Here is a 26,216-nt window from a genome sequence, read left to right on the forward strand (position 1 = left end):
CGTGACCGAGCAGGCCAGCACTTTGACCGTCACCGACAACCGCACCGGCCGGACCTATGAGATCCCGATCGAGAACGGCGCGATCCGGGCCAACGCCCTGCGCGCGATAAAGTTCGACGAGACCGACTTCGGCCTGCTGACCTACGACCCAGCTTTCACGAACACGGCGAGCTGCCGCAGCTCGATCACCTTCATTGACGGTGACGCCGGCATCCTGCGCTACCGCGGCTTTCCGATCACGGAGCTGGCCGACAAGAGCAGCTTCCTGGAGGTCGCCTACCTGCTGCTCGCCGGGGAGCTGCCCACGTCCTCGGAGCTGGCGGTGTGGGAAAGCGAGATCACGCACCACACGCTCGTCCACGAATCGATCAAGAAGTTCATCGACGGCTTCTACCACGACGCGCACCCGATGGGCATCCTGCTGTCGAGCGTCGGCGCGCTGTCGACCTTCTACCCGGCCGCCAAGGAGATAACCGATCCCGGGCTGCGCCGGCTACAGATCGTCCGGCTCATCGCGAAGATCACGACGCTGGCGGCCTTCTCCTACCGGCACTCGATCGGACTGCCGTACGTCTACCCGGACAACGACCTGTCCTATGCCGGCAACTTCCTGAACATGATGTGGAAGGCCACCGAGCTCAAGTACGAGCCGGACCCGATTCTCGAGCACGCCCTCGACGTCCTGTTCATTCTGCACGCCGACCATGAGCAGAACTGTTCGACGAACGCGATGCGGGCCGTCGGCAGCTCCCAGGCCGACCCCTTCTCGGCGGCCGCCGCGGCTATTTCCGCGCTGTACGGCCCGCTGCACGGCGGCGCCAACGAGCAGGTGCTGCGGATGCTCACCGAAATCGGGTCGGTGGAGAACATCCCGGCCTTCATCGAGCAGGTCAAGAGCGGCAAGAAGAAGCTGATGGGATTCGGGCACCGGGTGTACAAGAACTACGACCCGAGGGCCCGGGTGATCCGGCAGATAGCCGACGAGGTGTTCAAGGTCACCGGGACGAACCCGCTGCTCGACCTGGCCCTGGAACTGGAGCGGGTCGCGCTCGAGGACGAGTACTTCATCAAGCGGAAGCTCTACCCGAACGTCGACTTCTACACCGGCATCATCTACCAGGCGATGGGTTTCCCGGTGGAGATGTTCCCGGTGCTGTTCGCGGTCGGGCGGATGCCTGGCTGGCTCGCCCAGTGGGAGGAGGGCCTGCTCGACCCGGAGCAGAAGATCGCCCGGCCGCGCCAGCTCTACGTCGGCTACGAGGAGCGTCCGTACACGCCGATCGAGGACCGCTCGCCCGACTTCGCCGGTACCGCCGACTCGATCGCGGCGCTGGCGGCCCAGGCCGCCCCGGCCCGTCCGCGCCGCTAGAAACCGCTATACCCCCGGTCCCGTGGGAAGCGCGACGAGTACTGGTCCTGGAGTGTTCCGCGGAACACTCCAGGACCAGCGCCGGCACGACACCGGAACCGGACGGTGCCGACAGTCCGGATGACACGGATGACACGGATGACACGGATGAAGCGGCGAGGGGTGGTGCGCCGGAAAATCCGGTGGAAAAGCTGGTGGAAAAAGCAGGTCCCGCGGCCTACAGACGTTCGGCCACGTAGTCGACGGCGCCGGTGAGCGCCTGGATGTCGGACGGCTCGACCGCCGGGAAGCAGGCCACCCGCAGCTGGTTGCGGCCGAGCTTGCGGTACGGCTCCACGTCCACGATGCCGTTGGCCCGCAGGGTGCGGGCGACCGCGACCGCGTCCACACCCTCGAAGTCGATCGTGACGACGACCTGGGAGCGCTGCGCCGGGTCGGCGACGAACGGCGTCGCGTAGCTCGCCTTCTCCGCCCAGGTGTAGAGGATCGACGACGACTCGGCCGTGCGGCGCACGCACCAGTCCAGGCCGCCATTGGCGAGCATCCACTCGACCTGGTCGGCGAAGAGGAACAGCGTGGCGACCGCGGGGGTGTTGTACGTCTGGTCCTTGGCGCTGTTGTCCCGGGCGGTGGTGAGGTCCAGGAACGGCGGGATCCAGCGGTCGGAGGCGGCGATCTCGGCCACCCGCTCCAGCGCGGCCGGGGAGAGCAGCGCCACCCACAGGCCGCCGTCGGAGGCGAAGTTCTTCTGCGGCGCGAAGTAGTAGGCGTCCACCTGTGACAGGTCCACCGGCAGCCCGCCGGCGCCCGAGGTCGCGTCGACCAGGTGCAGCGCTCCCGCGTCCGCCCCGACCGGGCGGCGCACCGGCTTGGCCACACCCGTGGACGTCTCGTTGTGCGGCGTCGCGTACACGTCGACACCCGGCTCGGGCGCCCACTCGGGGTGGCTGCCCGGCGCCGAGAAGACGACCGACGGCTCGGCCAGGAACGGCGCGCCCTTCGTCGTGTCGGCGAACTTGCCGCCGAACTCCCCGAACACCAGGTGCTGGGAGCGTTCCCGGACGATGTTGAAGGCGGCGGCGTCCCAGAAGGCGGTGGCCCCGCCGAGGCCGAGCAGCACCTCGTAGCCGTCGGGCAGCGAGAACAGCTCGGCCAGCCCGGCGCGGACCCGCCCGACCAGGGCGCGCACGGGCTTCTGCCGGTGCGACGTCCCGAGCAGTGAGGTGCCGGTGGCGGCGAGCCGGGCCACCGCCTCGGGGCGGACCTTGGACGGTCCGCAGCCGAAGCGCCCGTCGACCGGGCGCAGATGCCCGGGAATGACGATCTGGTCAGGCATGAATATCTCCGAGCGGCCGGGGAGCCGGGCCAACGTAGCGGGCGGACGGGCGGATGAGGCGTCCGGTGCGCTTCTGCTCCAGGATGTGGGCGCTCCACCCAGCGGTACGCGCGCAGGTGAACATGGACGTGAACATGTGCGCCGGCACCCCGGCGTAGTCGAGCACGACCGCGGACCAGAACTCGACGTTCGTCCGCAGCGGGCGGTCGGGGTACCGGTTGGTGAGCTCCTCGATGGCGGCGGCCTCCAGCGCCTCGGCCGCCTCGTAGCGGTTCGAGCCGAGATCGCGCGCGGTGCGGCGCAGCACCCGGGCGCGCGGATCCTCCGCACGGTAGACGCGGTGGCCGAAGCCCATCAGCCGCTCCTTGCGGTCCAGCGCCCGGCGGACGTACCCGGCCGGGTCGCCGGTGGCCTCCACCTCGTCGAGCATCGCCAGCACCCGGGACGGGGCGCCGCCGTGCAGCGGGCCGGAGAGCGCGCCCACCGCGGAGGACAGCGAGGCCGCCGCGTCCGCGCCGGTGGAGGCCACCACCCGCGCCGTGAACGTTGACGCGTTCATACCGTGCTCAGCCGCGGACACCCAGTAGGCGTCCACCGCCTGGACGTGCTTGGGATCCGGCTCACCCCGCCAGCGGATCATGAAACGCTCGGTGATCGTGCGGGCCCGGTCGACATCCTTCTGCGGGACGGCGGGCTGGCCGAGGCCGCGGGCCGCCTGCGCGACGAAGGACAGCGCCACCACCGACGCCCGGGCGAGATCGTCGCGCGCCTGGGCGTCGGAGATGTCGATGAGCTGGCCGAACCCCCAGTGCGGAGCCAGCATCGCCAGCGCGCTCTGCACGTCCACCCGGATGTCGCCGGAGTGCACCGGCAGCGGGAACGGCTCCGCCGGTGGCAGGCCGGGCTCGAACGAGGAGTCGACGAGCAGCCCCCACACGTGGCCGTAGTCGACCTTGCCAACAAGATCCTCGATGTCGACGCCGCGATACCGTAGCGCGCTGCCTTCCCTGTCCGGCTCGGCGATCTCGGTCTCGAAGGCGATCACGCCCTCGAGGCCGGGCTTGAAATCACTTGTCTTCTCAGACATCGAAGTCCGGGGCTCCGCTTCCTGTCTCCGCCGGCCTCGCGTGGACGGCGACGCGGGGTCTCGGCACGCCGAACGCCAGCCGATAGCTGATCTGAGCTGGTTGCATCATCGGGCAGAATTACCTGTCTGCATCCTGCCCTCTCGGCGGAAGCGGTGCCATAGCCCAGCAGGACACCGCTGGTGGCCCACCGTGAACGCGGTCGGAACTTACCCGGCGCATCGGGCCTCACCGGCCACGACGGCCCTACCGACGTGGCGCAGGTCACTCTCACCTGCGACTCGGAAGATCGCCCGCGTCCGGCGTCACCGCGTCCGGCGTCACGGAGGCCGGCCTCGGAAAGGTGACACGATCGACGGCGTGTCCGCCCGCCCGAACCACGCCCTGCCGCCGGTGCCCGATCCCGCCGCCCAACGGCGCTGTTACAGCGCGGGAAGGCTGTACGAGTCCGATCTTGCCCCCAGCTGGGTGGCCCAGTTCGCGCGCTGGTACGAGCAGGCGTCCGCGCTGGCCGCCGAGGCGGGATCGGCGCTGCCCGAGCCGAACGCGATGGTGTTCGCGACCGCGGACGCCCGCGGCCGGCCCAGCGCCCGGACCGTCCTGCTCAAGGGGTTCGACGAGCGTGGCTTCACACTCTTCACCAACCTCGGCTCCCGCAAGGCCCGGGATGCCGCCGCGAACCCGTACGGCTCGCTGGTGTTTCCCTGGCACGCCCTGCAACGGCAGGTCGTCGTCACCGGCAGGCTCGAGGAGGTGCCGCGCGCCGAGACCGCGGCGTACTTCCGGTCCCGGCCGCGCGGCTCGCAGCTCGGGGCGTGGGCGAGCCGACAGTCCGAGGTGATCGGCTCCCGGGAGCCGCTGGAGCGGCGCTGGGCCGAACTGGACGCCCGCTGGCCGGCGCCGGAACCGGTTCCGGTGCCGGCGTTCTGGGGCGGGATCAGGCTCGTCCCGGAAACGGTCGAGTTCTGGCAGGGAGGCCCTGACCGGTTGCACGACCGGCTGCGCTACCGTCGAACCGATGCCGACGGCGCTCCTGACGATATTCCCGCCGGCACCCCTGTCGACGTTCCCGCCGGCAAGGCCCCGGCCGGTGAGCCACGGGCCGGTGAACGCGGCGCCGGCGGGCACGGCCGGCCGTGCGAGGGCGGTCGCTGGATCGTCGAGCGCCTGTCGCCATGAGACGCGGCACAGCAGCGAATTCTTACCGTGGCAGCGCCTTTGCGGCAGGCCGCGACAAGGTCACTTCGCGAACATGACACAATCGTCAATCGAGCAGGCCAGCCGAATCCTATAATCTACAGAAACACAATTCCGCCACACGCGGTTACATTTTTGATCACAACTGGCACCTCTGCGTGCGAGTTGCGGAAGCTCATTGGTAGCATCCCTCGCAACATGCTGCTGTGACAGCGGCCACAGGCCCGCTTCCGGCATGCCAAAAGCCTTGAGGGGGCAAACACAATGCGTTTAGGCAGGACGCGGCTGACTCTAGCCTGCGTAATCGGATCAATGATGATCGGGCTGACCGCCCCGGCCGCCCTGGCGGACGACCAGACCTCGACTCCCGTCCAGGGGACCGTGGCGAGCGCGGTCAAGCAGGCGCCAGCGCAGCCGGGGCTCCCGGCCGACCTTCCCGCCAAGCTCCCGGCCGACCTCCCGGCCAACCTTCCCGCCAAGCTCCCGGCCGACCTCCCGGCCAACCTTCCCGCCAACCTCCCGGCCAACCTTCCCGCCAACCTCCCGGCGGATATCACGCAGCTGTCGCCGGACGCGCTGCACAACCTGCTCACGCTCGTTCCCGGCCTGCCGGTGGACATCCAGGGCCTGATCGACCTGAGCAAAGTGGGCAACCTGCTGGCCCAGCCGCTGGCGCTGCTGCACTCCTGCGGCCCCGACGGGGGCAAGTGGCAGCTGAAGAACACCTCTGGCAAGCCTTTCGGATTCGGCTGGTATGACACCAAGGGCAAGGGTGGCACCGGCGAGATCCCGCCGGGCGGCGTGATCACTCTCGTCACCCACGTGCTCGACGCCGTCCTGGCCATTCCGTTCGACCTGCTGTCGGGCACCCTGCTCAAGGCGATCCCGGCCATCGGTGTCGCCAACTGCCCCGGCGGGGACTCGGGCCACGACCAGGACGTCGACACCGGCGGCACCGTACCGGTCTCCACACCGGCGAACCCCGTGGTCACGGACAAGGTCTACTACACAGGATGATGATCCTGGGTTCGCGCGTGTGCCGTCGCCCCGCCCCTGGGGTGGCGGCACACGCCGTTTCGTCCACCGGTATGCCCACTGGTACCGCGCCCACCGGAGGCACGCCCGTGTCCTCATCCTCATCCTCATCCTCATCCGTGCCGGCGGCGGCCACGGCCAGGAGCACGCCGTCCCCGCGGCGGCTGTCCCCGCGGCGCGCGGGAGTCCCGTCGCTCGTCCTCGCCGGGCTGATCGCCTTCACCGGCTGTGGCGGCGGATCGACGGACTCGCCCACGGACACACCGCCGGCAGCGCCGGCGAGCACGGCCGTCCCGCAGGCGGCGCACAGCGAGCTGGCCGCCGCGGCCTCGGCCAGCCAGGACGGGACGTCCACCATCGTCACCGCCGTCGTCCCGAAGGTGGACATCTACAAGTCGCCGATCGCCGCGAGCGTGGTCTCCCAGCTGAGCAACCCGAACGAGGCGGGCGCCCCGCGGGTCTTCCTGGTGGTGACGAAGCTCCCCGGCTGGTGGCAGGTGCTGCTGCCGGTCCAGCCCGCCGGCAGCACCGGCTGGGTGAAGGACGCCCAGGTGAAGGCCAGCCAGACCAGCTACCGGGTGGTGGTCGCCCGCAAGGACCACCGGCTGCGGGTCTATGACAAGCAGCAGGTCGTCGTCGACGAGCCGACCGCCGTCGGGACGGGTGACACCCCGACCCCGGGCGGGAAGTTCTACCTGACCGAGCTGCTCCAGCCCCGCAACCCGGCCGGCGCGTACGGGCCGTACGCGTTCGGACTGAGCGGCTTCTCGACCACCCTCGACTCCTTCGAGGGACGAGCGCCGGTGATCGGTATTCACGGGACGAACCAGCCGAACCTGCTCGGCCAGGATGTCAGCCACGGCTGCATCCGGGTGAGCAACGAGACCATCACCCGGCTCGCGCGCCTGCTCCCGCTGGGCACGCCGGTGGAGATCGTCACCTGATCCACAACGCCGGACGCCCGTCGGTACAGCCACGGGCGCCCGGCGTTTCGTCTCCGGCGGTCAGCCCGTCATGCCGGCCAGAATGCGCCCAGCGAGCTGAAGATCATTAACGAAGCCGGCGTAGGCCTCGTCCCGAGTGGCCGGCTCGACCCGCAGCACCGCGCTCGGGTGCAACGTGGCGATCAGCTGGGCATCCGACCCCGGCGGCCCGGGCAGTAACCGGCCGCGCATCTTCGTCACCCGGAACGACGGCCCGAGCAGCGCCTGCCCCGCGGTCGCGCCGAGCAGGACGACCAGCCGCGGCCGGATCCGGTTCAGCTCGGCCGCGAGCCACGGCCGGCAGGCCGTGACCTGCCGGGCATCCGGCGTCTGGTGGATACGCCGCGGCCCATCGTTGCGGCGGTACCTGAAATGCTTGACCGCGTTCGTGACGTACGCCTCGGCCCGGTCGATCCCGGCGTCCGCGAGCGCCCGGTCGAGCAGCTTGCCGGCGGGCCCGACGAACGGCCGGCCACGCCGGTCCTCGACGTCACCGGGCTGTTCGCCGACGAGGACCAGGCGCGCACGCGGGTTCCCCTCCCCGAAGACGGTCCGGGTGTCGGGCAGGTCCGCCAGCTCACAGCCCCGGCAGGACGCGGCGGCCGTGGCCAGCCCGGCAAGGCCGGCATCCGGCGGGACGAAGGGCAGAGCGCCACCCCCGCCACGGACACCGGTGCCGGTGCCGGTGCCGGTACCCGTGGTGGTGCCAGTGGGAAAAGAGTCGTCCGTCACGGTCGCATCCTCACATCCCCCGTGGTGGGGCTGGTGCCGCCACCCACCCGGCGGCACATCAGCCCCAGAAGGCTGTAGCAGCAATATTACTCCGTGCAATCAGTGCATACTGGACCAATCGGGAACCCACCGAACGCTCCACCGCAGTCAGGGGGGTACTAACGCTCATGGCGATGTCCCGGCCCAGGCGGCGCCCGCGCGTCCGGATACTCGGCGTCGCTCTCGTGGCTGTTCTGCTGGCGCTTGCCGCCGGCTCCTGCGGAGGATCGCGGCAGCCCGCCGGCGGCGCGACGCCGGGGCAGCCGGCGGTCCCGGTCGCGTCGGCCGCCGCCCGCACGAACCTGCACGCGGGGGACTACGTGCTGACCGAGGGGCCGGAAACCGCCGGTTTCAACGCGAGCACGTCCCTGGACAACCGCGGGGCCCTCTCCGTGGCCGCGATGACCGGCTTCGCGTCGTGCGTCGGAAGGCCGGGGGCCGATCCGCGGGTCGAGCCGCTGGACTCGGCCAAGGGGCCCTACTTCGCCACGAACGACAACCTGGTCTTCATGGGCTCGGTAGCGGCGGTCTATCCGGCCGAGGTGATAACGGAGGCGGTCCGGATAGCGGCCGATCCGTCCTTCCCCTCCTGCGTCGGCGACCTGCTCAAACGCGGGTACACCGAGGCCGCCGACCTGCCCGAGGGCAGCACGTTCACGGTCCTGTCGACGACGAGGCGCACACCCCCGGCCGGTGTCACCGCGCTGACCAGGGTGAAGGCGTCGATGACCCTCGACGGGCCGGCGGTGCCGATGACGTTCGACGTGATGTTCGTCTTCGCCGGCCAGGTACAGAGCTCCTTCCTGGTCGGCCGGGTGTTCGACGCGCCCGACCAGGCCATCGTGAACCGGGTCGCCAAGCAGATCGTCCGGAAGACCGCCAACCAGTAGGCGGCGCGTCGGCCAGGAGAGGACCGCCGGTCGGCAGCGGCCGGGGGCCGGGGCTACCGTCACCCCGGAGCGCTGTGCCCCGGAGCGCTCCACCTCGAGGGGAACACCCCGCCTCGGGGTGTCGCCGCCGCGCCGGCACCCAGACGTCCCTTTTGCTCCGGGCATCCATGGACGGACTACACGAAAGCTACTTTCGGCGATCGTGTGGCAACATGGTGCGATCGCTATGTATGAGGTGTTCTGTCAACAGCCACCCCTGTGGGGACCTACGGCATGCTCCAGACGTCGTCGTTCGACCGCCGCTCCAACGCGCGGCCCCGGGCAGGAAACACACGCGATCGCGTCGCCCTCGGCCCTGAGCGTGGCCCGGAGAGCCGGGCCACGGCAGCGGGAGACGAGCACGATCACGCCGCCTCTGGCCCCCTAGGACGGAGGAGGACTATTGGTACCGCAGGCTGCCGGCTGGGACCAGGGTGTCCGGGACGCGTGGGCATCCGTCATCCAGAGCGTGCCGAAGATCGGCGCCTTCGTGCTCATCGTGCTCGCCGGCGGCCTGGCAGCCCGTGGCATCGTCAGCGCCGTCAACCGTCTGCTGGTCCGCGCCGGCACCGACAACCTGCTCGACCGCAGCGGGCTGCCCCGTGCGCTCCGCCGCCCCGCAGCCGACCTGCGCACCGGCCTCATGCGGATCACGTTCGCCATCGCCGCGCTGGCATTTCTCCAGCTGGCACTCGGCGTGTTCGGAGCCAACCCGGTCAGCAGCCTCATCAGCGACCTTGCCGTTCTGCTGGCACACACCGTGCTCGCCTGCGTCGTTCTCGTGATCGGAGCCACCCTGGCGTCCACCGCGCGCAGGTATGTCGGCAGCGCGCTCAGCGGCCTGCCCTACGCCGGGACGGCGGGGGGCATCAGCGCCGCCATCATCATGATCGGCTTTGGCAAGGCCGCCCTGGACGAGCTCGGCCTTGCCACATCCGTGACAACACCGATGCTCTACGCTGTTCTCGCGACCGTCACCGGAGTGACGATCGTGGGGGTGGGCGGCGGGCTCATCCGTCCCATGCAACAGCGCTGGGAGGAGGTCCTGCGTCGCGGCGGACAGGAACTGGCCAGCGCCCGGTCGACATGGCAGGGCAACCGGGCACGCTCCGCGGCCGAGGAGCCGATGCTGGTCGCCGTGAGCGACCTGGTCGCCTCCGGCCGCACCGGCAGGCGGCCGGGCACCCCACGCGAGCCGCTCCCTCCGCAACACGACGCAGGCGAACCCGGCGGCCACGCCGAACCCACCCGCCAGCCATGACCTTCCGATACGGGGACGGCCGCCACACCAACAGGCCGCCGCAATAGCGACATCAGTCCAGAACGGACGCAACGGACACGTGTCCGTTCCACGAACTGACGCGCGCGACAGGAGTGGGTAAGGCACTCTGGTACGACAGCGAGTCGCAACCAACGGCAGCCAAGGACCACCTACGGAGCACGTCACGACAGGCACATCACTACGGGGCACGTCACTACGGGGCACGTCACGCAGCACGCGGGAAGTAGGGAGACATCTCGGTGGACACGCCATCAGACCTGGAGCGCTCCCGGCTGCTCCTGGTCTGGCTACAGGCCCGTCGCGCCGTCGACCGCTGCCTGTCGGACCTGCTCGCGGCCGGGCCGGCCGGTGAACGCCGCGTCCGCGAACAGCTCGGACTGGTCGACGACCTGGAAAGCCGCGCGCGAGAGGCGTTCGTGCAGTACCGCGCCGTGGTCCTGCAGTCCCTGCCGGACACCGGCCCGGCGGACACGGCGGACATAGTGGACTGGGAGGTTCCCCTGGACACGGCGGGACGCCCACGCCTGGGCGTCGTGCGGACGGGGCAGCCTGGTCCGGATCCGGAGCGGGAGCAGGTCACGGGGACGGCGCCGAACACCGGCTCGGTGCCCGGTTCCGGCGCTGGCCTGGGCCGTTCGGCATCCGGATCCAGAACGAATCTCGGTCGTACGGTGTCCGGGCCCACACCCACCATCGGGGCGCGGCCGCCCAGGGACTCGGCCCGCCCGGGGACTCCCGCGGCCACCGCGCCCGCTGGCGGGGCCAGCGGGCCTCCCGCCGGATCCCCTACCGGGATCACCGGAGCGACCGGGACCGTCACGGGCCGTCCTTCTCCCGCGGCTCCTGCCGTGTCCGCCGCGCCATCCGCCCGTCCCAGCGCTTCATTACCGTCCGCGCCTCTGCCGTCCGCGAGAGTCATACCGCTCGTCGGCCGGGACCGCGAAGCGGACATCACGCGCGGAACTCGAGCCATCCGGGGGAGTCAACGCCGGCACCGGTGACGGGCTTCTGTCACCAACAGGACAAAATGGGTGTGATGCCGCCCTCCCGTCCGCCCCGCCCGCCGTTGTCCCAGTGCCGCCGCCATGGCTCGCCCCGCCGCCGCGGCCTGCCGCGCCGTAGCCCGCTGGCCTGCTGCGTCGTGTTCATCTCCATGCTGGCCCTGTGCGCCGGGGGGTGCGCGGCCCTCTACGACCGCGTCCTGCCGACCCCCTCCCCGACCACCCTCAGGATCATCGTGCCCACCCCGACAGCCGGGCCGGACGCCTACGAACGGTCGGGACGCACGACGCCGTTACGCCTGACGCTGCCGGCCGTCACGGCCGCCCGGCCCTTCCCGCTCGTCATCGCGTTGCACAGCCTGGACAACGACAGCACGGAGCCCCAGTCGCTGTGGGGCTTCGAGGCGCTCACGGGCAGCGCCGGGTTCGCCGTGGCCTACCCCGACGCGCTCAACACCTCCTGGAACGCGGGCACCTGCTGCGGACGGTCCGCGGCCGAGCAGGTCGACGACGTCGGATGGCTACGGGCGCTCATCTCGCATCTGGAGCAGCACTACCCGATCGACCGGCAACGGGTGTTCCTCGTCGGTTTCTCCAACGGTGGCATGATCGCCTACCGTTACGCCTGCGAGCATGCCGGCGAGATCGCCGGGATCGCGGTGGTCGCGGCCAGCCTGCAGACGGCCGGCTGCGCGCCGGCGAAACCGGTGACCGTGGTGGCCATCCACGGCCAGCTCGACGAGCGCGTCCCGTATGCCGGCGAGGCCTGGTCCGAGACGCTCGGGACGCCGCTGCGGTCGGCGCGGGAGAGCCTGTCGCCCTTCCGGGCCAGCGCCGGCTGCCCCGAACCGTCGCTGCCGCGGGACACGTTCACGGTCGGCGGCGACGGTATCGCCGTCGGGAGCGCGGCAGGCGGCCAGCTGGTCGGCCTCGCGCAGGACAGGGCCGCCGGCCCGGCCGGCGCCGGCGGGGGCGCACAGCAGGCGCCGGCCGGCCAGGCCGTCGCGGCCCTCGCCCCACCAGCGGGCGCTGAAGACGGCACTGGGACGAACGCTTCCGGGGCCGGTGCCGCGACAGCCGCCCGCGACGGGTACACGGCGATCAGGCAGGAGACGGTGTGCTCGTCCGGCAGCCGGATCGTGGAGTTCCTGCTCCCCGGCCTCGCCCACGGCTGGCCACCCGCCACCGGCCCGAAACACTTCGACACCGCCGAGGTGATCTGGCGGCTGCTCGCCCCGATGCACTCGTCCGCCGCCGGGCCCGACCTGTAGGCCGGCCCGACGGCCACCGGTCGTCGCCCGCGGAAACAACAGAGAAATAATTCCCCAACAGCAGAAATTAACAACGGATACACAATGACAGTGGGTTCTCGTATCACGACAGGCCCCTCCGTCATGCGGGGACGGTGTGCGCGGCGGCAGCCGAAGCGTCGATCGGGTAACGCTGCCCGGTTCAGGAAGCACCAGCTCACCGCAATGAGGAACAAAACAGCTGCTGTTACAGCCGCTTGTTTCCGGCCCCCGCGTTCAACAAAACCAAAGCGTTACCAGCGGTGACCGTACTCGAGAGCGCTCCGCGGCCTGCCCGGTGCGCTCGGGCGTTCCGGACGGCCGTCCCGGGCAGCCGGGTCATGCCGGGCGGAAGGAGGCGCGCAGGCTCTCGAGCAGCGTGGCCGCGGTCGCCGCCGACTGCGACGACGAGCGGGCGATCAGGACGTAGACCGCTTCCCCGGCCGGCACCGCCCGCATCACATAGGTGACCCGCTGCCCCTCGCGCAGGTACGAGCCAACCCACTCCTGGGCCTGCCCGCCGCCGGGATCCGCCACCGTCCGGGTGGTCTCCCTGGTCACGCCGGGCTGGATGGCGAACTCCGAGCCCTGGACGGCGGTGAGCGCGGCCGCCTGGTCCGTCCCGGCGACCCGGGCGACACCGACCATCTGCGGGCCGCCGGACCGCGCGTTCCCCACCGGCGGCTCGACGAAGAAGACCGCGGTGTTGTCCCGGCGCTGCTGCCAGGCCGCCGGGTGGGAGAACGTCGCCTTCTGCTGCGCGTCGGTGACGGCGGCCCAGTCCGGCGGGACGGCCGCCGTGGCCGGCGGCTGGCTCGCGGGCGCCCCGGGCCCCGCGGTGGCGCCGGCCTGGTCGTCAGGCGCCCCGGACGGCCGGGCCGTGACGGCGGCGGCACCGTCCCCACGAGCGCCGATCTTCTGCCACACGAACCCGGCCCCGCCCCCGACGGCGAAGGCGACACCGAGGATCACCACCGCGTACACCAGTCGGCGCAGCAGCCAGGGGAGCCCGCCGGCATCGCGGGAACGACCGCGGCGCGTTCCCGCGTCCGCCGTGGACCCGTCCGCGGATCGGCTCGCGGACCGGCTCGCGGACCGGCTCGCGGATCGGCTCGCGGACCGGCCTGGTGGCCGGGAGTCGCTCCGGTCCCGGTCGTCCCGGTCGTCCCGGTCGTCCCGGTCGTCCCGGTCGTCCCGGTCGTCCCGGTCGTCCCGGCGCCGGCCCGACTCGGCTCGGAGCGTAACGGCCTGCTCGCCAGTGGTGCTCTGCTCGGCGGCCGACGGGCCCGCTCGACGGTCGGCGCGGTCGGCGCGGTCCGGCCTGGGCCGGCGGGAGGTCGATGCCGACGTGTCGGCGCCGGCCTGCCTGGTCCGGGGCGGGGGGACACCGTCCGGGCGTCCGGGACGGTCGCTGCCCTTCCTGGACCGCAGATCCGTGAAGACCGTCATGGCGCCGGGCGCCGGCTCGTCGAGCGGCAGCGGATCCGGCGGGTACCGGGCCGGCTGCGCCGCGGCCGGCTGTGCCGCGGATGGCTGCGGTGCGGATGGCGTGGCCACCGCCGCCGCGGCGTCCTGGATGGCGGACGCCTCCCCGCCAGCGGCGTAGCCCGTCCCGAAACCGGCCGCCGGCGGCTGGTAGGCGCCGGGCCCGGGCTGATTCGCCGGATACCCGGCACCATCCGGCGGGTAGGGCGCGCCGGGCTGGTAACGGCCTGCCGGCCGCGAGCCGGGCGCCCCCGGCTGGGAGCCGCCGGAACCGCCGGGGGGTGCCTGCGGACGGGGTGCCTCCCGGTATGGATCCCCAGCGCGTGGGGCGGGGTCGACCGGTGGCGGCCCGAACGGCCTGGCCCCCGGCGCGAGCCTGGTCTGCTCCCCGTAGGGGTCGGGGGCGCCGGCCTGGGGAGCACCCGGCAGCGGATATCCGCCCGCCGGCGGGTAGCCACCGGGAACGGGCCCGGCACGGTAGCCCGCCGCGGCCCCGTAGCCGGCGTCCGGTTCGTCCCGGACGTAGCCGGCCCGCGGCGGTACGCCTGGCCGCTGGGACGGGCCGGGTGACCGCGAATCCGGATACGCTCCCGGCCCCGGCGGGGGATATCCCCCGGCCGCCGGCTGAGGGCCCGCGGGCATCTGAGGGGAGATCTGAGGGGAGAAAGGCCCCTGGCGAGAATCAGGATCTCGATATGAGCCAGAATCCTGATACTGGCGGGCGTTGTAGTAGCGCTCAGCATCCTGGTTCTGGTAGGAACTCGGAGGGTAGTCACTACGGCCGGTGGGGACCGGCCCCGCGTCGGGGCGGTCCGCCGCCGCTGGCGCACCGTCCGCGATCATGGCTCGACGTGGGTTCGATGCGTCAGATCGTCGCATATCGTCCGCCATCGACCGGCCTCCTCACGATCCGCGCCCACGTCATGTGTCCCCCCATCGGTGTACCACGGCGTTGCGCTGGCGTTGCGTGCGCCCAGTTGACAAACGCCGGATCGCGGGATCCTCATCGTGTCCAGACGCCGGGCGGACACTCCGGGTTGTGGGCACCGCGGAAACCACGACCGCATACTCCTCGATCAGCTGGGTTCTTCGCGGCCAACCGGGGCTTTCGATCGCCTGGCAGCGCTGGCCACGCAAGGCGGACACCAGTCGCGAACGCCCATCCAGAGCATGATCCAGACAGGCGTGCCGCCGGGCCCGCCTCCCGGCGGGACGAACGTACCCGACGGCGCACCCGCGCCGATCTTCCCGGCGGCCGGCGACGGACACCACCGCCGATATGACTACACATGATCATACAGTCGGCACGTCACGGCTTCGGGACCCGGCACACCCGCTCGAGCAGGAGGGCACTGACAAGGAGCACCAGCGCCGCCGCGACCCCGAGACCGGCGGTGACCGCGTCGGTGTCAGCGGTACCGAACTCCTCCAGGCGTGGCAGCGTGTAACCGAGCAGCGCCGCCCAGGCTCCCATGAGCGCGGCCCCGGTCAGGCTGCTCGCCTTCGCCAGCGCCGCCAGCCGGGCGACGGTCAACGGCAGGATCGGCCGCGTGCCCGGACGCCCCTGCAACCGGCGCCGGGTGATGGCGGCGGTCTGCGCCTCCGCCAGCCCGACGATCAGCAGCGACAGCGGTGCCGTCCGCGGGAACCGTGGCAGATCCCGGTAGGTGAAGGCCAGCAACACGTACGCCAGCACGCCGACCACCACGGCCGCCGCCACCAGTTCCCGCGCCCGCGTCGGCCTCACCCGGCCAGGCTCCACGGCGTCCGGCGGACCCCGGAGGTGTCCAGCGCGGCCACCAGCTCCTCGACCCGGCCGTGCCCGGGCAGCGCCGCGTCCGGGTCGACGTCCAGCCACGGCACGCAGACGAACGCGCGCAGGTGGGCGCGCGGATGCGGGATCAGGATGTCCGGGTCGTCGCTGGTCAGGTCACCGCAGGCGATCACGTCGACGTCCAGGGTGCGGGGGCCCCAGCGGACGGCCCGTGCCCGGTGGGCCGCATCCTCGGCCGACCGGGCCGCGGCGAGCAGGTCCCGCGGCGGTGCCGCCGGGACCAGCAGCACTGCGTTGAGGTAGTCGTCCTGCGCGGGCCCGCCGACGGGCGCGGTCTCGTACACCGGCGAGACCGCCACGGGCTCCAGCAGGCGGGTGGCGGCACGCAGCTGGGCAAGGCGGTCGCCGAGGTTCGAGCCCAGCGCCAGCACCGCCGGCGCCGGGCCTGCCGGTGCCGGCCGCCGCGGGCCCGTGGCCCCGCTCACGCCCACCGGCCCCGGGTGACGGTGACCGCGACGTCGGTGAACGGCAGCGGGACCGGCGCGGCCGGCTTGTGCACGGTCACCTCCGCCCGCAGGACCCGGTCGTCGGCCAGGCACGCGTCGGCCAGCCGGTGGGCGAGCGTCTCGATCAGGTTGACGGGCTCCCCGGCGACGATCCCGGCCAGTGTCTGGGCGAGCGTCCCGTAGTCGACGGTGGCGGTGACGTCGTCGCTGGCGGCGGCCGGCCAGGTGTCCAGCCACACCGCGGCGTCCACCACGAACTCCTGGCCGAGCTCGCGCTCCGCCGGTAACACACCGTGATAGCCCCGGACTCGCAGCCCGGTCACGGCAATCCGGCTGGACGCGACAGGCGCCCTGGCGGGGGTCGCGGCGGTCGTGACGAAGGACGTCGTGGGAGACGCACTGGAAGACGTGCCGGATGACACGCCGGGTGACGGAGAAGTGCCGGGCACCACGGCGCCGGACACGGACGCCGGCGCGTCGGCGTCCGGTGACGCGCCGGTCATACCGCACCCGTGGGCGGGAGCCGGAACGCGCCACGGGCCGGCGCGCCAGGATCCGTGACGCCAGGATCCAGTGCCCCGGAATCCGGCGCTCCAGGATCCGGCGTCCCAGGATCCGGCGCGGCGGAATCCGGCCTGGCGGGCGCCTGCTCCGCCGGCGCGGGCCCGCCATCAGCCGGCCGGGCCTGCCGTTCGCGGGCCTGCCGCCATGCCTGGACGACCCGCACCGCGTCGGCCGCGGCCCGCACCGCGTGCACCCGGACCGCCCACACCCCGTCGGCCGCCAGCAGGGCGGTCGTCGCCTGGGTCGCGCCGTCGCGCTCCCCGGCCGGGCGGGGACGCCCGTCGGCGTCCGCGAGCAGGCTGCCCAGGAAGGACTTGCGCGACGTGCCGACCAGCAGCGGATGCCCCAGCGCGGCAACGGCGTCGAGGCGGGCCAACAACGCCCAGGTGTGCCCGCTCTCCTTCGCGAAACCGATCCCCGGGTCGACGATCACCCGTTCGGGCGCGATCCCGGCGGCGAACACGACGTCGAGGCGCTCGCGCAGCTCGGCGACGACCTCGGACACGACATCACCGTAGACCGCGCGGGAGGCCATGTCCGCGCTCACACCTCTGGTGTGCATCAGAACGTAGGGCACCGCCCGCTCGGCGGCCACCGCCAGCAGGTCACGGTCGGCGGCACCCGACACGTCGTTGATGACCGCGGCGCCCGCGGCCAGCGCGGCCTCGGCGACGGCCGGACGGGTCGTGTCGACGCTCACCGCGACACCCGCCGCGGCCAGCTCCGTCACCACCGGCAGCACCCGGCGCAGCTCCTCGGCCGGATCGACCCGCCCCGCGCCGGGCCGGGTCGACTCGCCCCCGACATCGACGATGTCGGCGCCCTCGGCGGCCATCGCCAGACCGGCCCGGACCGCGTCGACCGCGGTCGGATAGGCACCCCCGTCGGAGAACGAGTCCGGCGTCACATTGACCACACCCATCACGCGGGTACGGCCCAGCGGCTCCAGAAGACCACGGCTGGCCTGCATGGACGTCATGCCCCCTACGCTAGGCCGTGTCCGCTGGATACCGGTCGACGCGGGCGGTGCCCCGGACGGCCGGCCGCGGGACAGGGGGGCCGCCGGCCCCTCGCGCACGGCGGCCGGACGACCGTGCCGACGATGCCGCACGGCCGATGACGCCGGTCGTTCACCTGGGGGCGCCGGTGGCGGTGGTGTGCAGCCGGCGGTAGGAGTAGCGGTAGACGGGGCGGAACCCGAGGGCGGCGTACAGCCGGCGGGCCGCCGTACTCGTCTGTTCGACCTGCAGGTAGGCACGGGACGCGCCCGTCTCGGCCGCCCAGTCCGCCAGCCCGGCGAGCACCGCGCGGGCGGCTCCCCGGCCGCGCGCGGCCGGCACGGTCGCCATGCTGTAGATCCCCAGCCAGTCGCCGTCCACGGTGCCGCGGCCCACGGCCACCGGCACGCCGTCCAGCACGCACAGGACGTACGCCGCGGGCACGGTGAGGTTCGCCAGCACCCCCAGCGTGCCGGCCCGCTGGCCGGCGAAGGTCGCCAGCACCTGGCCGGCGACGTCCAGCCAGACATCACCGACAGTGTCGAGCAGGATCATCCGGTGGCCGTCAGCGCTGGTGGACCCGTCAGCGCTGGTGGACGGGGAGCCGACGGCGCCGAGGGGGACGTACCCGGCGGGCCCGGCGGCCAGCCGTTCGCGGATCTCCTCGAGGCCGGCGACGCAGACGTCGGTCGGCCCGGTGTCGTCGAAACCGGCCGCGTCCAGCGCCTCGTGGATGTCCGAGGGCAGGGACACCGGTGTGATCTGGAGCGTCGGTGGCAGACCGGCGGTAGCGTAAAAATCACCGACCGCGTTCAGGGCGTCGGCGACGTCACCGACGTCGCCGCGGGCCCACACGGAGTTACCGCGCCGGGAGGAGCCGGCCGACTCCCGCAGCACCCAGCCACCCAGCCGCCGCTCGCGCAGGGGCGGCCACGCGCGATGCGCCAGATCCTCGAGCTCACGGCTGAGGTCACCGTCAACCGGTTCGCCCACCGTGGGCGCCACCAGCGCGTCCGGGACAGCCGGGCCCTGGCCGGGGTCGCCGACCGGTTCAGCAGCCATGCCGTGATCGCCACTTGCCGCCCGGGAACAAACCCGTACTGACCACCCGTCCGAGGCTACCGGGTGAAGCACGCGAGCGGACCGGGTTCCGGCCTCCGACGGCCTTCCCCAGCCCGGTCTCCAACCGGTCCCCGGCCCGGCTCCGGACGGGCTCCGGACGGTCGCGCCGGCCCGGTGCGCGTCCCGCCACGGCGACAACCGCGGATGGCAACCGGCAGGCGACAACCGGCAGGCGTGTCCGGCCCCGCCATCACCATGCGCGGCCGTGCCGGATACGCAGCGCCGGGATATCGACACGCCCGGGGTACATACCGGTCACCCGACCGGCTATTCAACGCATTAGCGTGACAGCATTGCCGTGACGGCATTAGCGTGACAGCGTGCGGCCTACCGGGACGGCCGGCGGAAGAGCAGACTTTGTTACTTCGCCGTAACGGAAGCTCAACCCGCCGGGAACACCGAGGTTCTACGTTTCTTACAGTAAGATCGGACGTATCGCTGCCCGACAAAGGGGCCGGGCTCCTCCGCAGGGGCCCTTCACAGGGGGCATGGAGTCGGAAATGTTGGTGAACCCGCCACGCAACGCCGTTCTGGCAGGTGCATCACGTGATGCGATCCCGCCGCACAGCGCGCTGACTGAGTGGAAATCGCTTCACGACCAAGAGTCGTTGGAGGTCTACTCATGAGCAGACTGGTCACCCTTGTCGCCGCGGTCGACGCTCAGCCGACCCTGGAACAGACGGATTCGATGCTGACCGAGCTCGGTCAGATGCCTCGAAACGCCGTCGTTCTGGGGCTGATCGATGCCCTACTCGAGTACCGGACGCTCCTGGTGAGCCTTACCCCCTGATCGCCCGCTCCGCGCACGGGGGCCGCGCCGGCCCCCGATTCCTCGCGGACCAGGATTCCTCGAACGCGTGAAGAACCACGGTCACGCGGGCTTTCGTCCAGCCAGTCAGGTGGCCTCCTGTTACCTGGCGACGAGACCACCTGACTGGTTGGAACAACTACCACCGGGAGATCCCGAGCAGCTGCTTTCAGCGACCGGACACCAGCACGACACGGTCACCGTACGCCCCGTGCCATGGAAAACTCCGCGACACGTATCTCAGCCATGTCACGGAGCTCCGCGGCACACAGCGGTGTCCGACCGCCGGGATACCACCGTGTTACGCGGTTCCTACCGGCCGAAGCGCTGGCCCTGCTGCTGCTGCTGGCCCTGCTGCTGGCCGAAGCCGCCCTGCTGCTGGCCGCGCTGCCCGGCACCCGCACCGACGAGCTCCTGGAGACGGGTCTCCACGTAGCGCTCGCTGTGGTGGGTCTTGTCCGCGATCCGCTGCACGAGGTCGTTGACGTCGCGGGCGGCGTCCAGGTCCGCGGTGCCGACCTGGCCGAATTCGTCGAGCAGGCGGTAGCGGATCTGCTGCCAGTTCTGGCGAAGCTCCTGCTCGATCTGCTCCTGCTGCTGCTGCTGTGCCATTACGTTTTTCCTCTCGTCGTATACCGACCGAACGAGAAGTGACACTACCCCACCGGGTACTCACCCGGTCAACCCCAACAGCCAACTTCGCAGGTTGTAATTCCGCCGGTTTCCCGAGGGCGAAATGGCGGCATACCATCAAAAGAAGAAAAATAGCCAGGGAAAAGACCCTGGCCGTCCGCCACCGCAAGCGGGAGGCCCTCCGCCAAAAGTCGGGCAAATATCGGGCGGCGACCCGGCCGCGCGCGGCCACCGCGGGCCGGGAATCTGTCACGCCAGGCAGCCACGCGGCACCGGTACCGGTCACTCCCACAGTGCGCGCCAAGTGCCGACCGTACCATAAGAATCCATCCGACCCAGGTGTCCGGCCATCATTTGGCGAACTTTCCGCAAGCAGGTCACGGCGGATACTTCATGGTCTGCTGAAAGCTTCTCGAATTTCCTTCCTTCCCAGTCCCGGAAGCATTACCAAAAAATGCCCAGGAAGACGGATCAACAGATACGGAAGCCGGTGGCGGAGCAGCGCGCCCACAGCACTGATCCGCCCCGCCGGCAATCGGTCACACGCAGCCGGACGGGTCCGTCCGGCCCAGCCGGCGACCGCCCGGGCAGCAGCCGGCCACGGATATTTCGACCCATCGCGGACCACTACCCCACGGATGACGCGGACACCGTCCCGCGCCAGTGGGCAGCATGATCCCGTGATCTCCGCGGGCGAAGGCCCCCCTCGAGCAACGGACGGGCCCCGCGCAAGGCCCCCACGGACGGACCCTCCTCGGACGACGATGTGACGGCCGCGGCGGGAACGGCGCACGGGCCGGGCGAGGCGGTCGACGAACCGGTCCGGGCAGGCCCCACGGGCACCCCGCGAACGGCGGGCACCCATCCGGCGCGACGGTGCTCTCTCGGGCCGTGGGGGCCGAGGCGACGCGCCCCTTGCCGCCGCTGACATCGCCACCCGGCGCCACTCGGCGCCGCCTGGCTCCGCAGAGCCCTCCTGGCCCCGCAACCCGCGCTGGCGGGCGGCCCGTCAGGACGGCAACCGGCGGGCGGCGACGAATCCGGACGGCCGGACGCACGGACGGCCAGAGCCGTCCGTTGCTCCGCCGACCAGGGCGTTGTGCCCGGGCCGGCCGCCGGATGGTGGGCACAATCACGACACTTCCCAGGAACACCCACCAACAGCCGTCCGATAACATGGCGACATCGAACGGTGGATTCGTCGACGTACCCGCACCGGAGGCAAACCCGGAGGATGCGGTCCCGAGGGAGCCGCGGCCGACAGCGGACGAATGCCGCTGCGAAGACGACGTCTTCGCAGCAGGGCGACGTTCCCTGCGAGAACGGCATTCCCAGACCGGTCCCAGTGTCCTGATATTTCGCCAGAACCATGACGGCAGTCAGGATCCTGACGTTTTCTCAGGGCTGGTCATGCTCTCAGGAATAGGGCATCCAACGGACGGTCTCGTCCTGGTAACGCAGGCTGGCGAGACGGACGGCGAACTGCGCGGCCACTCTCGGGCTGCTCGCGAGGACCGGTACCACGCTCGTCGTCAGCTTCAGCTCCCGCACCGCCCGTAACACCTCGAAACCCGGCCAGCGCATGACGTCGAAACCGTACGCGGCGGCGAGCGCCGCATACTGCTCCGGCGGGTAGCCGAACCGCAGCCGCCCGACGGCCAGCGGGATCAGATCCCATTCGGGCGGCCCGTGGCAGGTGGCGTCGAAATCACATATCAGCACCTTGCCGTCACGAGCTCTGACGAGATTTCCCAGATGGGCGTCGCCGTGGACGATCCCGGCCGGCAGGGCGTACACCACGCTTTCAAGAGCGGCCTCGCAGCGGGCGGCCAGTCGTCGCAGGAACGCGAGGTCGGCGGCGGGCAGCCCCTCGGCATCGGCGAGACGTGACCGGACGTCGGCGAGCGGGTCGAAACTGGGCAGGGGAACGTCCGGCAGCGGCAGGGTGTGCAGCTGACGTAACGCAACAGCAAGATCGCCCGCTGTCGGCGGGCCGCCGGCCGTGGCCGCCCGTCCCGCCGCTGGGCCCCTCCTCGCCGCATGCTCCGGCACCGCACGCTCCGGCAGCGCACGCCCGGTGGCGGCCCGTCCGGTCGCGGCCCGCCCGGTCACTGGGAGCATCGCCGTGCCACGCGGCGGCGCGGCCCGGCCCTGAGCCGCACGCCTGGCCGCGGGCCCGTGCCCGGCCGCCGGCCCACGAGCCCCGGCAGGCGGCTGGGCCTCCCCGCCGACGGCGGGCAGGGGAGCCCCGGCTGCCGGCTCCAGCGGCCCTCCCGGCTCCAGCGGCTCCAGCGGCTCCCCGCGGCCGGCATCGACCCACAGGGTGGCCACGGTGCCAGCAATCCACAGCGGCGCCGGCAGGCCCGGCGCCAGGCGCACGGCCGGGACACCGTGGCAGGCCAGCCAGCGAGCGACCTGGACGACCTTGTCCGCCCGGTGCGCCATCGCCCGCGACCCGGATATCCGGACGACCACCCCGGCCCGGGGCAGCCGGAAAACCGCGTTCGCTGCGACTTTGATGATTTCCGCGTCCTGGCCGTCCAGGCCGGCCTCCGCGCAGATCTCCCGAAGAACTTCCCAGGCCCGGGCGACGGTGAAACGCCCGTCACCGGCGGCCGGGCCACTCACCGGCCTTCGTGCGCCGTTCAAGTGATTCACGTGATATGCACCGTCCGTTATCATGATGCTACGGAGGTTGTACGGGGTCAGCGCCGGCCATGACTCACCGCTCGCTTCCCGCGGGGGCCGTTGTCCTGGCAGCCGTCACTCCGGCGGCCTGCTTGACGGCAGCCCGCGACCCGGCGGCGCCCGCTCCGGCGGCAGCCTCGTCCGGGCCGGCCGGCTGACGTCGGCCCTCCCGCTGCCATCCCCGGACGTACGCGGCGAGCTCCCGGACCTCCCGGACATCCCCGTGCGCCCGGGTCATCGCGAGCAGCTGGTCGGCCCGGTTCGACGCCGACGCCACCGTGCGCCCCCAGGAGATCGAAATCGCCTCGGTGGCCAGCGCGCACACCCGGTCGAGCTCAAGGCGGCCCTGGCGGGCCAGCGCCAACGCCAGATCAAGACGGATCACCGACCGGAACCCCGGCGCGTTCATCGCGTCCAGCCGTGGGATGGCGAGCTGCGCGTGTTCCTCGGCGGCGCGGGACCGCCCGAGCAGGCACAGCGCCGTGGTCGCGTTGTAGGCGACCTCGACCGGGTGAAAGGTGTCGAAGCCCGGCCCCGGAGATCCCCAATGTTCCACGGGAATCATGTCGGCGAGGTCATAGGCCAGGTCGAGCGCGCGCGCAGCGCCCCGGACGTCACCGAGCGCGGCCAGCGCGCGGGCTTCCTGACAGACCAGCCGAGCCCGCACCGGGCCCGCGCTGACATACCGCAGCCCGTCCTGGGCGAGCCGCAGGGCCGCGTCCGGACGGCCGCCGTAGAACTCGGCGACCGCCCCGATCTCACGCGCGGACCCCCGCAACGGGCCGTCCCCGGCCCACTCCCCGGCCGCGAAACCGGCGGCGGCCAGGGCCCCGGCCACCTCGGGCTGGCCAAGCTTGAAAGCGGCGTCAGCATGCAGGACAGTGGCCCGGCCAGCGGTGACGCGCAGCCGGCGGGCATCGGAGCCGGTCAGCTGGCGCTGGGCGAGCTGGTCCAGGTAGTGCCGCAGCCGGACCGTCTCGGTGACCATCTGGGCGGGCGGGGTGTGCTCGTGGGTGGCGAGCAGGCCGGCCAGCCATCCCTCGGCATGGGCGATCGCGGCCTGCGCGGTCGTGCCGTGCGCGTCGAGAAGATCCGCAAGCTGCGTGTCGGGGAGGAGCGCGCCCACCATGGCGGCACCGGCATACAGGTGGAACTGCCTGCGGTCGGACATCGGCGGGCCCGCGTCCACCGTCGGCTCTGACGGCGGGGGCTGCCCGTCCGAGGGGGAGCCCGCGGGAAACCCGGCAGCCACCCGCCCCGGCCGGATCACAGGCCCTGGCGGGAGCGCGTGGCCTGGCGGGAGCGCGTGGCCTGGCGGCGCCGGTGCCGCGCGGACATCCAAGCGATCATCCGGAGGGGTACGGGCCGCCGGGATCGCGACCGGCATGACCGGCGCGGTGGACGGAACGGGCCGTTGCGCACCCGGCAGCGCCGGCCAGATGCCGGCCGAGCCGGCCGACGGGCCGGAAGCGGTGTGACCGGGCCCCTTCCGCCGTTCCTCCCACGGCGGCTCTTCACACGGCTGTTCGCGCGGCCCCCGGCGCGACGGGGATTCCCGCTGGACCGGCTCCACCGGTCCCGCTGGTCCGGGCTCCCGGGGCACTGGCAGGGACAGCTCGCCAGTATCGATCATGACTACCGCACTCCCTGGCCTCCCTGTCGGCGAGGCAACTCGTCCGCCCACCCGGGCGAACCCTCTTGGTAGCGAGAATGTAACTCAAGGTAACACAAAAAAATGCCGAAGTGTCGCGACCTGACAGAGAAGCGGGAGAGAACACGTGCGGACCACGACACAAGCGATCACTATCTGGACCAACCGGACGTGACGCACAGTAATCATCCGCGGCTTCGATCGCCCCTTCCAGCCTCGGACGACCCACCACGACGATCCGGGGGCATCGCGTCCGCCTCGGATCCGCAAACCCCCAGAGAGCTGGTCAAAAAGTGTATATCCGTCCCAGAGCGGTCAGAAATGCATGACCGAATACTGTCGAATCACGCGGGTGAAGGAGCCGACGGCCGCCACCACGGCCATACCGGCCCCCGTCCTCCCGGTCAGGGCCCCCGTCCTCCCGGTCAGGGCAGTGCGCGCACCCGGCAGGCCGTCACTGCTGGCAGGCCGCGGATCCGTCAGCGGCCTCGGCCGCGGGTGTCCCCGCGCAGGCCGGACAGCCAGACCGCGGCCTCGTGGAAGGCATCGTCGGACGTGCTCGGCCGCACCGCCCCGGCCCGTCCGTCCGCCCGCGGATAGCTGCCCAGGAAACGCACCTCGGCGCAGAGGCGGTGCAGCGCCGACAGCGCCTCCCCGACCCGCGCCTCGGCCACATGCCCCTCGCAGTCGATCGAGAAGGAGTACCGGCCCAGCCCCGCGCCGGTCGGCCGGGACTCCAGCCGGGTCAGGTTGACCCCCCGGACGGCGAACTCGGTCAGGATCTCCAGCAGCGCGCCGGGATGATCGTCCCGCTCGAACAGCACCACCGTGGTGCGGTCGGCCCCGGTGGGCGGCGGCGGCGGGGCCGGGCGGGTGACCAGCACGAACCGGGTCTGCGCACCGTCGACGTCCTGGACGTCGTCGGCCAGCACCGACAGGCCGTAGCGGGGGGCGGCGAAGGCGCCGGCGAGCGCGGCGTCGACCTCCCCGGCCTGGACCCGGCGGGCCGCCTCGGAGTTGCTGAACGACGGCTCCCACCGCGCGTCGGGCAGGTTCTTGGCCAGCCACCGGCGGCACTGCGGCTGGGCGTGCGGATGGCTGGAAACCGTGCGCACCGCGTCGAGCACGGTCCCGGGCCGGGCCAGCAGAGCGAACCGGATCAGGAGCACGACCTCGGCGGTGACCTGGAGCAGATCACCGGCGGCCAGTTCGTCCAGGGTCGTCGACACCGAGCCCTCAACCGAGTTCTCGAACGGGACGAGCGCACCGTCGGCGTCCCCCTGGCGGACCGCGTCCAGTGCCGCCGCCACGTTCGGCAGCGGGTCGAGCCGGGCCCCGTCGGCGATCGGCAGGGTCATCAGCGCCGCTTCGGAGAACGTGCCGGGCGGCCCCAGATAGACCAGACGCGTCGTTGACGTCATACCGACGACCTTCCGGATGTCATGCCGACAGCCTTCCACGTGGACGGGGCGGGACCGCCGGGGCGGGCGGCGCCCCCATGGCGGAGCCGGTCACCGGGGCAACGGACATCGCGGCAGCCCCCGACCGTGCCCCGACAGTGCCCAGGAGGAGAAGAGCCCGGACGCGTCCCAAGCGGATCTCTCAACGGTACGAGGTGCTGGATACCGGGCGAACGGGCACCCGGCATCCAGCACCGGGCCCGTCGTCAGCTCTGCCGGCTCCACGTCTCCCACCTCGACGATCCTACGG

22 protein-coding genes are annotated in these 26,216 nt (G+C 71.9%); 9 read left to right on the forward strand and 13 right to left on the reverse strand.

Annotated elements, in window-relative coordinates; genetic code table 11:
- Window position 1 precedes the first annotated feature (1 nt).
- On the forward strand, window positions 2-1,369 hold the full coding sequence (locus tag AC5LUJ_RS08510; RefSeq protein WP_250283085.1) for a citrate synthase: 1,368 nt from the start codon (window positions 2-4) through the stop codon (window positions 1,367-1,369).
- A 217-nt stretch (window positions 1,370-1,586) separates the two neighbouring features.
- Here the strand turns inward: AC5LUJ_RS08510 and serC are convergent, their stop codons facing one another.
- The gene (gene serC, locus AC5LUJ_RS08515) at window positions 1,587-2,705 is read right to left on the reverse strand and encodes a phosphoserine transaminase (protein ID WP_250283084.1); all 1,119 of its coding nucleotides are present in this window, start codon (window positions 2,703-2,705) and stop codon (window positions 1,587-1,589) included.
- Window positions 2,698-3,792: a citrate synthase 2 gene (locus AC5LUJ_RS08520; protein WP_250283081.1), complete on the reverse strand. Its 1,095-nt coding sequence runs from the start codon at window positions 3,790-3,792 to the stop codon at window positions 2,698-2,700. The genes serC and AC5LUJ_RS08520 overlap by 8 nt, the downstream gene beginning before the upstream one ends.
- Window positions 3,793-4,150: 358 nt before the next feature.
- Between AC5LUJ_RS08520 and pdxH the strand changes: the two genes are divergently transcribed.
- The 3 genes from pdxH (at window position 4,151) to AC5LUJ_RS08535 (ending at window position 6,966) form a co-directional block, all read left to right on the forward strand.
- On the forward strand, window positions 4,151-4,969 hold the full coding sequence (gene pdxH, locus AC5LUJ_RS08525) for a pyridoxamine 5'-phosphate oxidase (protein ID WP_445548197.1): 819 nt from the start codon (window positions 4,151-4,153) through the stop codon (window positions 4,967-4,969).
- Between the two features lie 333 nt (window positions 4,970-5,302).
- A complete protein-coding gene (locus AC5LUJ_RS08530; RefSeq protein ID WP_250289605.1) occupies window positions 5,303-6,004 on the forward strand; it encodes a hypothetical protein in 702 nt (233 codons plus the stop codon).
- On the forward strand, window positions 6,001-6,966 hold the full coding sequence (locus tag AC5LUJ_RS08535) for a L,D-transpeptidase (protein ID WP_445548196.1): 966 nt from the start codon (window positions 6,001-6,003) through the stop codon (window positions 6,964-6,966). The genes AC5LUJ_RS08530 and AC5LUJ_RS08535 overlap by 4 nt, the downstream gene beginning before the upstream one ends.
- A 60-nt stretch (window positions 6,967-7,026) precedes the next feature.
- On the opposite strand, the gene AC5LUJ_RS08540 is transcribed toward AC5LUJ_RS08535, so the two are convergent.
- The gene (locus tag AC5LUJ_RS08540; RefSeq protein WP_250283076.1) at window positions 7,027-7,737 is read right to left on the reverse strand and encodes a UdgX family uracil-DNA binding protein; all 711 of its coding nucleotides are present in this window, start codon (window positions 7,735-7,737) and stop codon (window positions 7,027-7,029) included.
- Between the two features lie 224 nt (window positions 7,738-7,961).
- On the opposite strand from AC5LUJ_RS08540, the gene AC5LUJ_RS08545 reads away from it, so the two are divergent.
- The 4 genes from AC5LUJ_RS08545 (at window position 7,962) to AC5LUJ_RS08560 (ending at window position 12,259) form a co-directional block, all read left to right on the forward strand.
- Entirely contained in the window at window positions 7,962-8,666 is a 705-nt protein-coding gene (locus tag AC5LUJ_RS08545) for a hypothetical protein (protein ID WP_250283074.1), read from the forward strand.
- A gap of 442 nt (window positions 8,667-9,108) precedes the next feature.
- Window positions 9,109-9,966, forward strand: coding sequence for a mechanosensitive ion channel family protein (locus AC5LUJ_RS08550; RefSeq protein ID WP_250283072.1), 858 nt, complete (start codon window positions 9,109-9,111; stop codon window positions 9,964-9,966).
- A 260-nt stretch (window positions 9,967-10,226) separates the two neighbouring features.
- Window positions 10,227-10,988 carry a hypothetical protein gene (locus tag AC5LUJ_RS08555; RefSeq protein WP_493464745.1) on the forward strand — a complete coding sequence of 254 codons (762 nt, stop codon included), beginning with the start codon at window positions 10,227-10,229 and terminating at the stop codon, window positions 10,986-10,988.
- Window positions 10,989-11,014: 26 nt separating this feature from the next.
- Entirely contained in the window at window positions 11,015-12,259 is a 1,245-nt protein-coding gene (locus tag AC5LUJ_RS08560) for a CE1 family esterase (RefSeq protein WP_493464746.1), read from the forward strand.
- Between the two features lie 357 nt (window positions 12,260-12,616).
- On the opposite strand, the gene AC5LUJ_RS08565 is transcribed toward AC5LUJ_RS08560, so the two are convergent.
- From AC5LUJ_RS08565 to AC5LUJ_RS08590, 6 genes are all read right to left on the reverse strand, one after another.
- Window positions 12,617-14,404, reverse strand: a complete 1,788-nt coding sequence (locus tag AC5LUJ_RS08565) for a chromosomal replication initiator protein DnaA (protein WP_250289601.1) — start codon at window positions 14,402-14,404, stop codon at window positions 12,617-12,619.
- A 667-nt stretch (window positions 14,405-15,071) separates the two neighbouring features.
- Complete coding sequence (locus AC5LUJ_RS08570) at window positions 15,072-15,509, reverse strand: DUF3180 domain-containing protein (protein WP_250285891.1); 438 nt, start codon at window positions 15,507-15,509, stop codon at window positions 15,072-15,074.
- A complete protein-coding gene (gene folK, locus AC5LUJ_RS08575) occupies window positions 15,506-16,021 on the reverse strand; it encodes a 2-amino-4-hydroxy-6-hydroxymethyldihydropteridine diphosphokinase (RefSeq protein WP_250285892.1) in 516 nt (171 codons plus the stop codon). Before folK ends, AC5LUJ_RS08570 begins: the two co-directional genes overlap by 4 nt.
- Window positions 16,018-16,365, reverse strand: a complete 348-nt coding sequence (folB, locus tag AC5LUJ_RS08580) for a dihydroneopterin aldolase (protein WP_445548195.1) — start codon at window positions 16,363-16,365, stop codon at window positions 16,018-16,020. Before folB ends, folK begins: the two co-directional genes overlap by 4 nt.
- Before the next feature lie 176 nt (window positions 16,366-16,541).
- Entirely contained in the window at window positions 16,542-17,585 is a 1,044-nt protein-coding gene (gene folP, locus AC5LUJ_RS08585; protein ID WP_493464747.1) for a dihydropteroate synthase, read from the reverse strand.
- Between the two features lie 151 nt (window positions 17,586-17,736).
- Window positions 17,737-18,666, reverse strand: coding sequence for a GNAT family N-acetyltransferase (locus tag AC5LUJ_RS08590; protein WP_250285893.1), 930 nt, complete (start codon window positions 18,664-18,666; stop codon window positions 17,737-17,739).
- A 682-nt stretch (window positions 18,667-19,348) separates the two neighbouring features.
- Here AC5LUJ_RS08590 and AC5LUJ_RS08595 point away from each other — a divergent pair.
- Window positions 19,349-19,516 carry a hypothetical protein gene (locus AC5LUJ_RS08595; protein WP_250285894.1) on the forward strand — a complete coding sequence of 56 codons (168 nt, stop codon included), beginning with the start codon at window positions 19,349-19,351 and terminating at the stop codon, window positions 19,514-19,516.
- A gap of 330 nt (window positions 19,517-19,846) precedes the next feature.
- On the opposite strand, the gene AC5LUJ_RS08600 is transcribed toward AC5LUJ_RS08595, so the two are convergent.
- The 4 genes from AC5LUJ_RS08600 to pheA form a co-directional block, all read right to left on the reverse strand.
- Complete coding sequence (locus tag AC5LUJ_RS08600; RefSeq protein ID WP_250285895.1) at window positions 19,847-20,146, reverse strand: hypothetical protein; 300 nt, start codon at window positions 20,144-20,146, stop codon at window positions 19,847-19,849.
- Between the two features lie 1,437 nt (window positions 20,147-21,583).
- Window positions 21,584-22,795, reverse strand: coding sequence for a phosphotransferase family protein (locus AC5LUJ_RS08605; protein ID WP_493464748.1), 1,212 nt, complete (start codon window positions 22,793-22,795; stop codon window positions 21,584-21,586).
- Between the two features lie 94 nt (window positions 22,796-22,889).
- Window positions 22,890-24,242 (reverse strand): NsdA family TPR-like regulatory protein, encoded by a 1,353-nt coding sequence (locus AC5LUJ_RS08610; protein ID WP_493464749.1) that lies wholly within the window; start codon window positions 24,240-24,242, stop codon window positions 22,890-22,892.
- A 743-nt stretch (window positions 24,243-24,985) separates the two neighbouring features.
- A complete protein-coding gene (gene pheA / locus AC5LUJ_RS08615; RefSeq protein ID WP_250286919.1) occupies window positions 24,986-25,927 on the reverse strand; it encodes a prephenate dehydratase in 942 nt (313 codons plus the stop codon).
- Window positions 25,928-26,216: the final 289 nt, after the last annotated feature.

It is taken from the genome of Protofrankia sp. CiP1_Cm_nod3 (genome assembly GCF_982290655.1).

Bases quoted from the DNA above. Each gene is read 5' to 3' on its own strand.
- pheA (WP_250286919.1), bottom strand. From the start codon at position 25,927: ATGACGTCAACGACGCGTCTGGTCTATCTGGGGCCGCCCGGCACGTTC.
- AC5LUJ_RS08520 (WP_250283081.1), bottom strand. From the start codon at position 3,792: ATGTCTGAGAAGACAAGTGATTTCAAGCCCGGCCTCGAGGGCGTGATC.
- AC5LUJ_RS08535 (WP_445548196.1), top strand. From the start codon at position 6,001: ATGATGATCCTGGGTTCGCGCGTGTGCCGTCGCCCCGCCCCTGGGGTG.
- AC5LUJ_RS08595 (WP_250285894.1), top strand. From the start codon at position 19,349: ATGAGCAGACTGGTCACCCTTGTCGCCGCGGTCGACGCTCAGCCGACC.
- AC5LUJ_RS08560 (WP_493464746.1), top strand. From the start codon at position 11,015: ATGGGTGTGATGCCGCCCTCCCGTCCGCCCCGCCCGCCGTTGTCCCAG.
- serC (WP_250283084.1), bottom strand. From the start codon at position 2,705: ATGCCTGACCAGATCGTCATTCCCGGGCATCTGCGCCCGGTCGACGGG.
- AC5LUJ_RS08600 (WP_250285895.1), bottom strand. From the start codon at position 20,146: ATGGCACAGCAGCAGCAGCAGGAGCAGATCGAGCAGGAGCTTCGCCAG.
- AC5LUJ_RS08590 (WP_250285893.1), bottom strand. From the start codon at position 18,666: ATGGCTGCTGAACCGGTCGGCGACCCCGGCCAGGGCCCGGCTGTCCCG.
- AC5LUJ_RS08565 (WP_250289601.1), bottom strand. From the start codon at position 14,404: ATGCCCGCGGGCCCTCAGCCGGCGGCCGGGGGATATCCCCCGCCGGGG.
- AC5LUJ_RS08610 (WP_493464749.1), bottom strand. From the start codon at position 24,242: ATGCCGGTCGCGATCCCGGCGGCCCGTACCCCTCCGGATGATCGCTTG.
- AC5LUJ_RS08530 (WP_250289605.1), top strand. From the start codon at position 5,303: ATGATCGGGCTGACCGCCCCGGCCGCCCTGGCGGACGACCAGACCTCG.
- folP (WP_493464747.1), bottom strand. From the start codon at position 17,585: ATGACGTCCATGCAGGCCAGCCGTGGTCTTCTGGAGCCGCTGGGCCGT.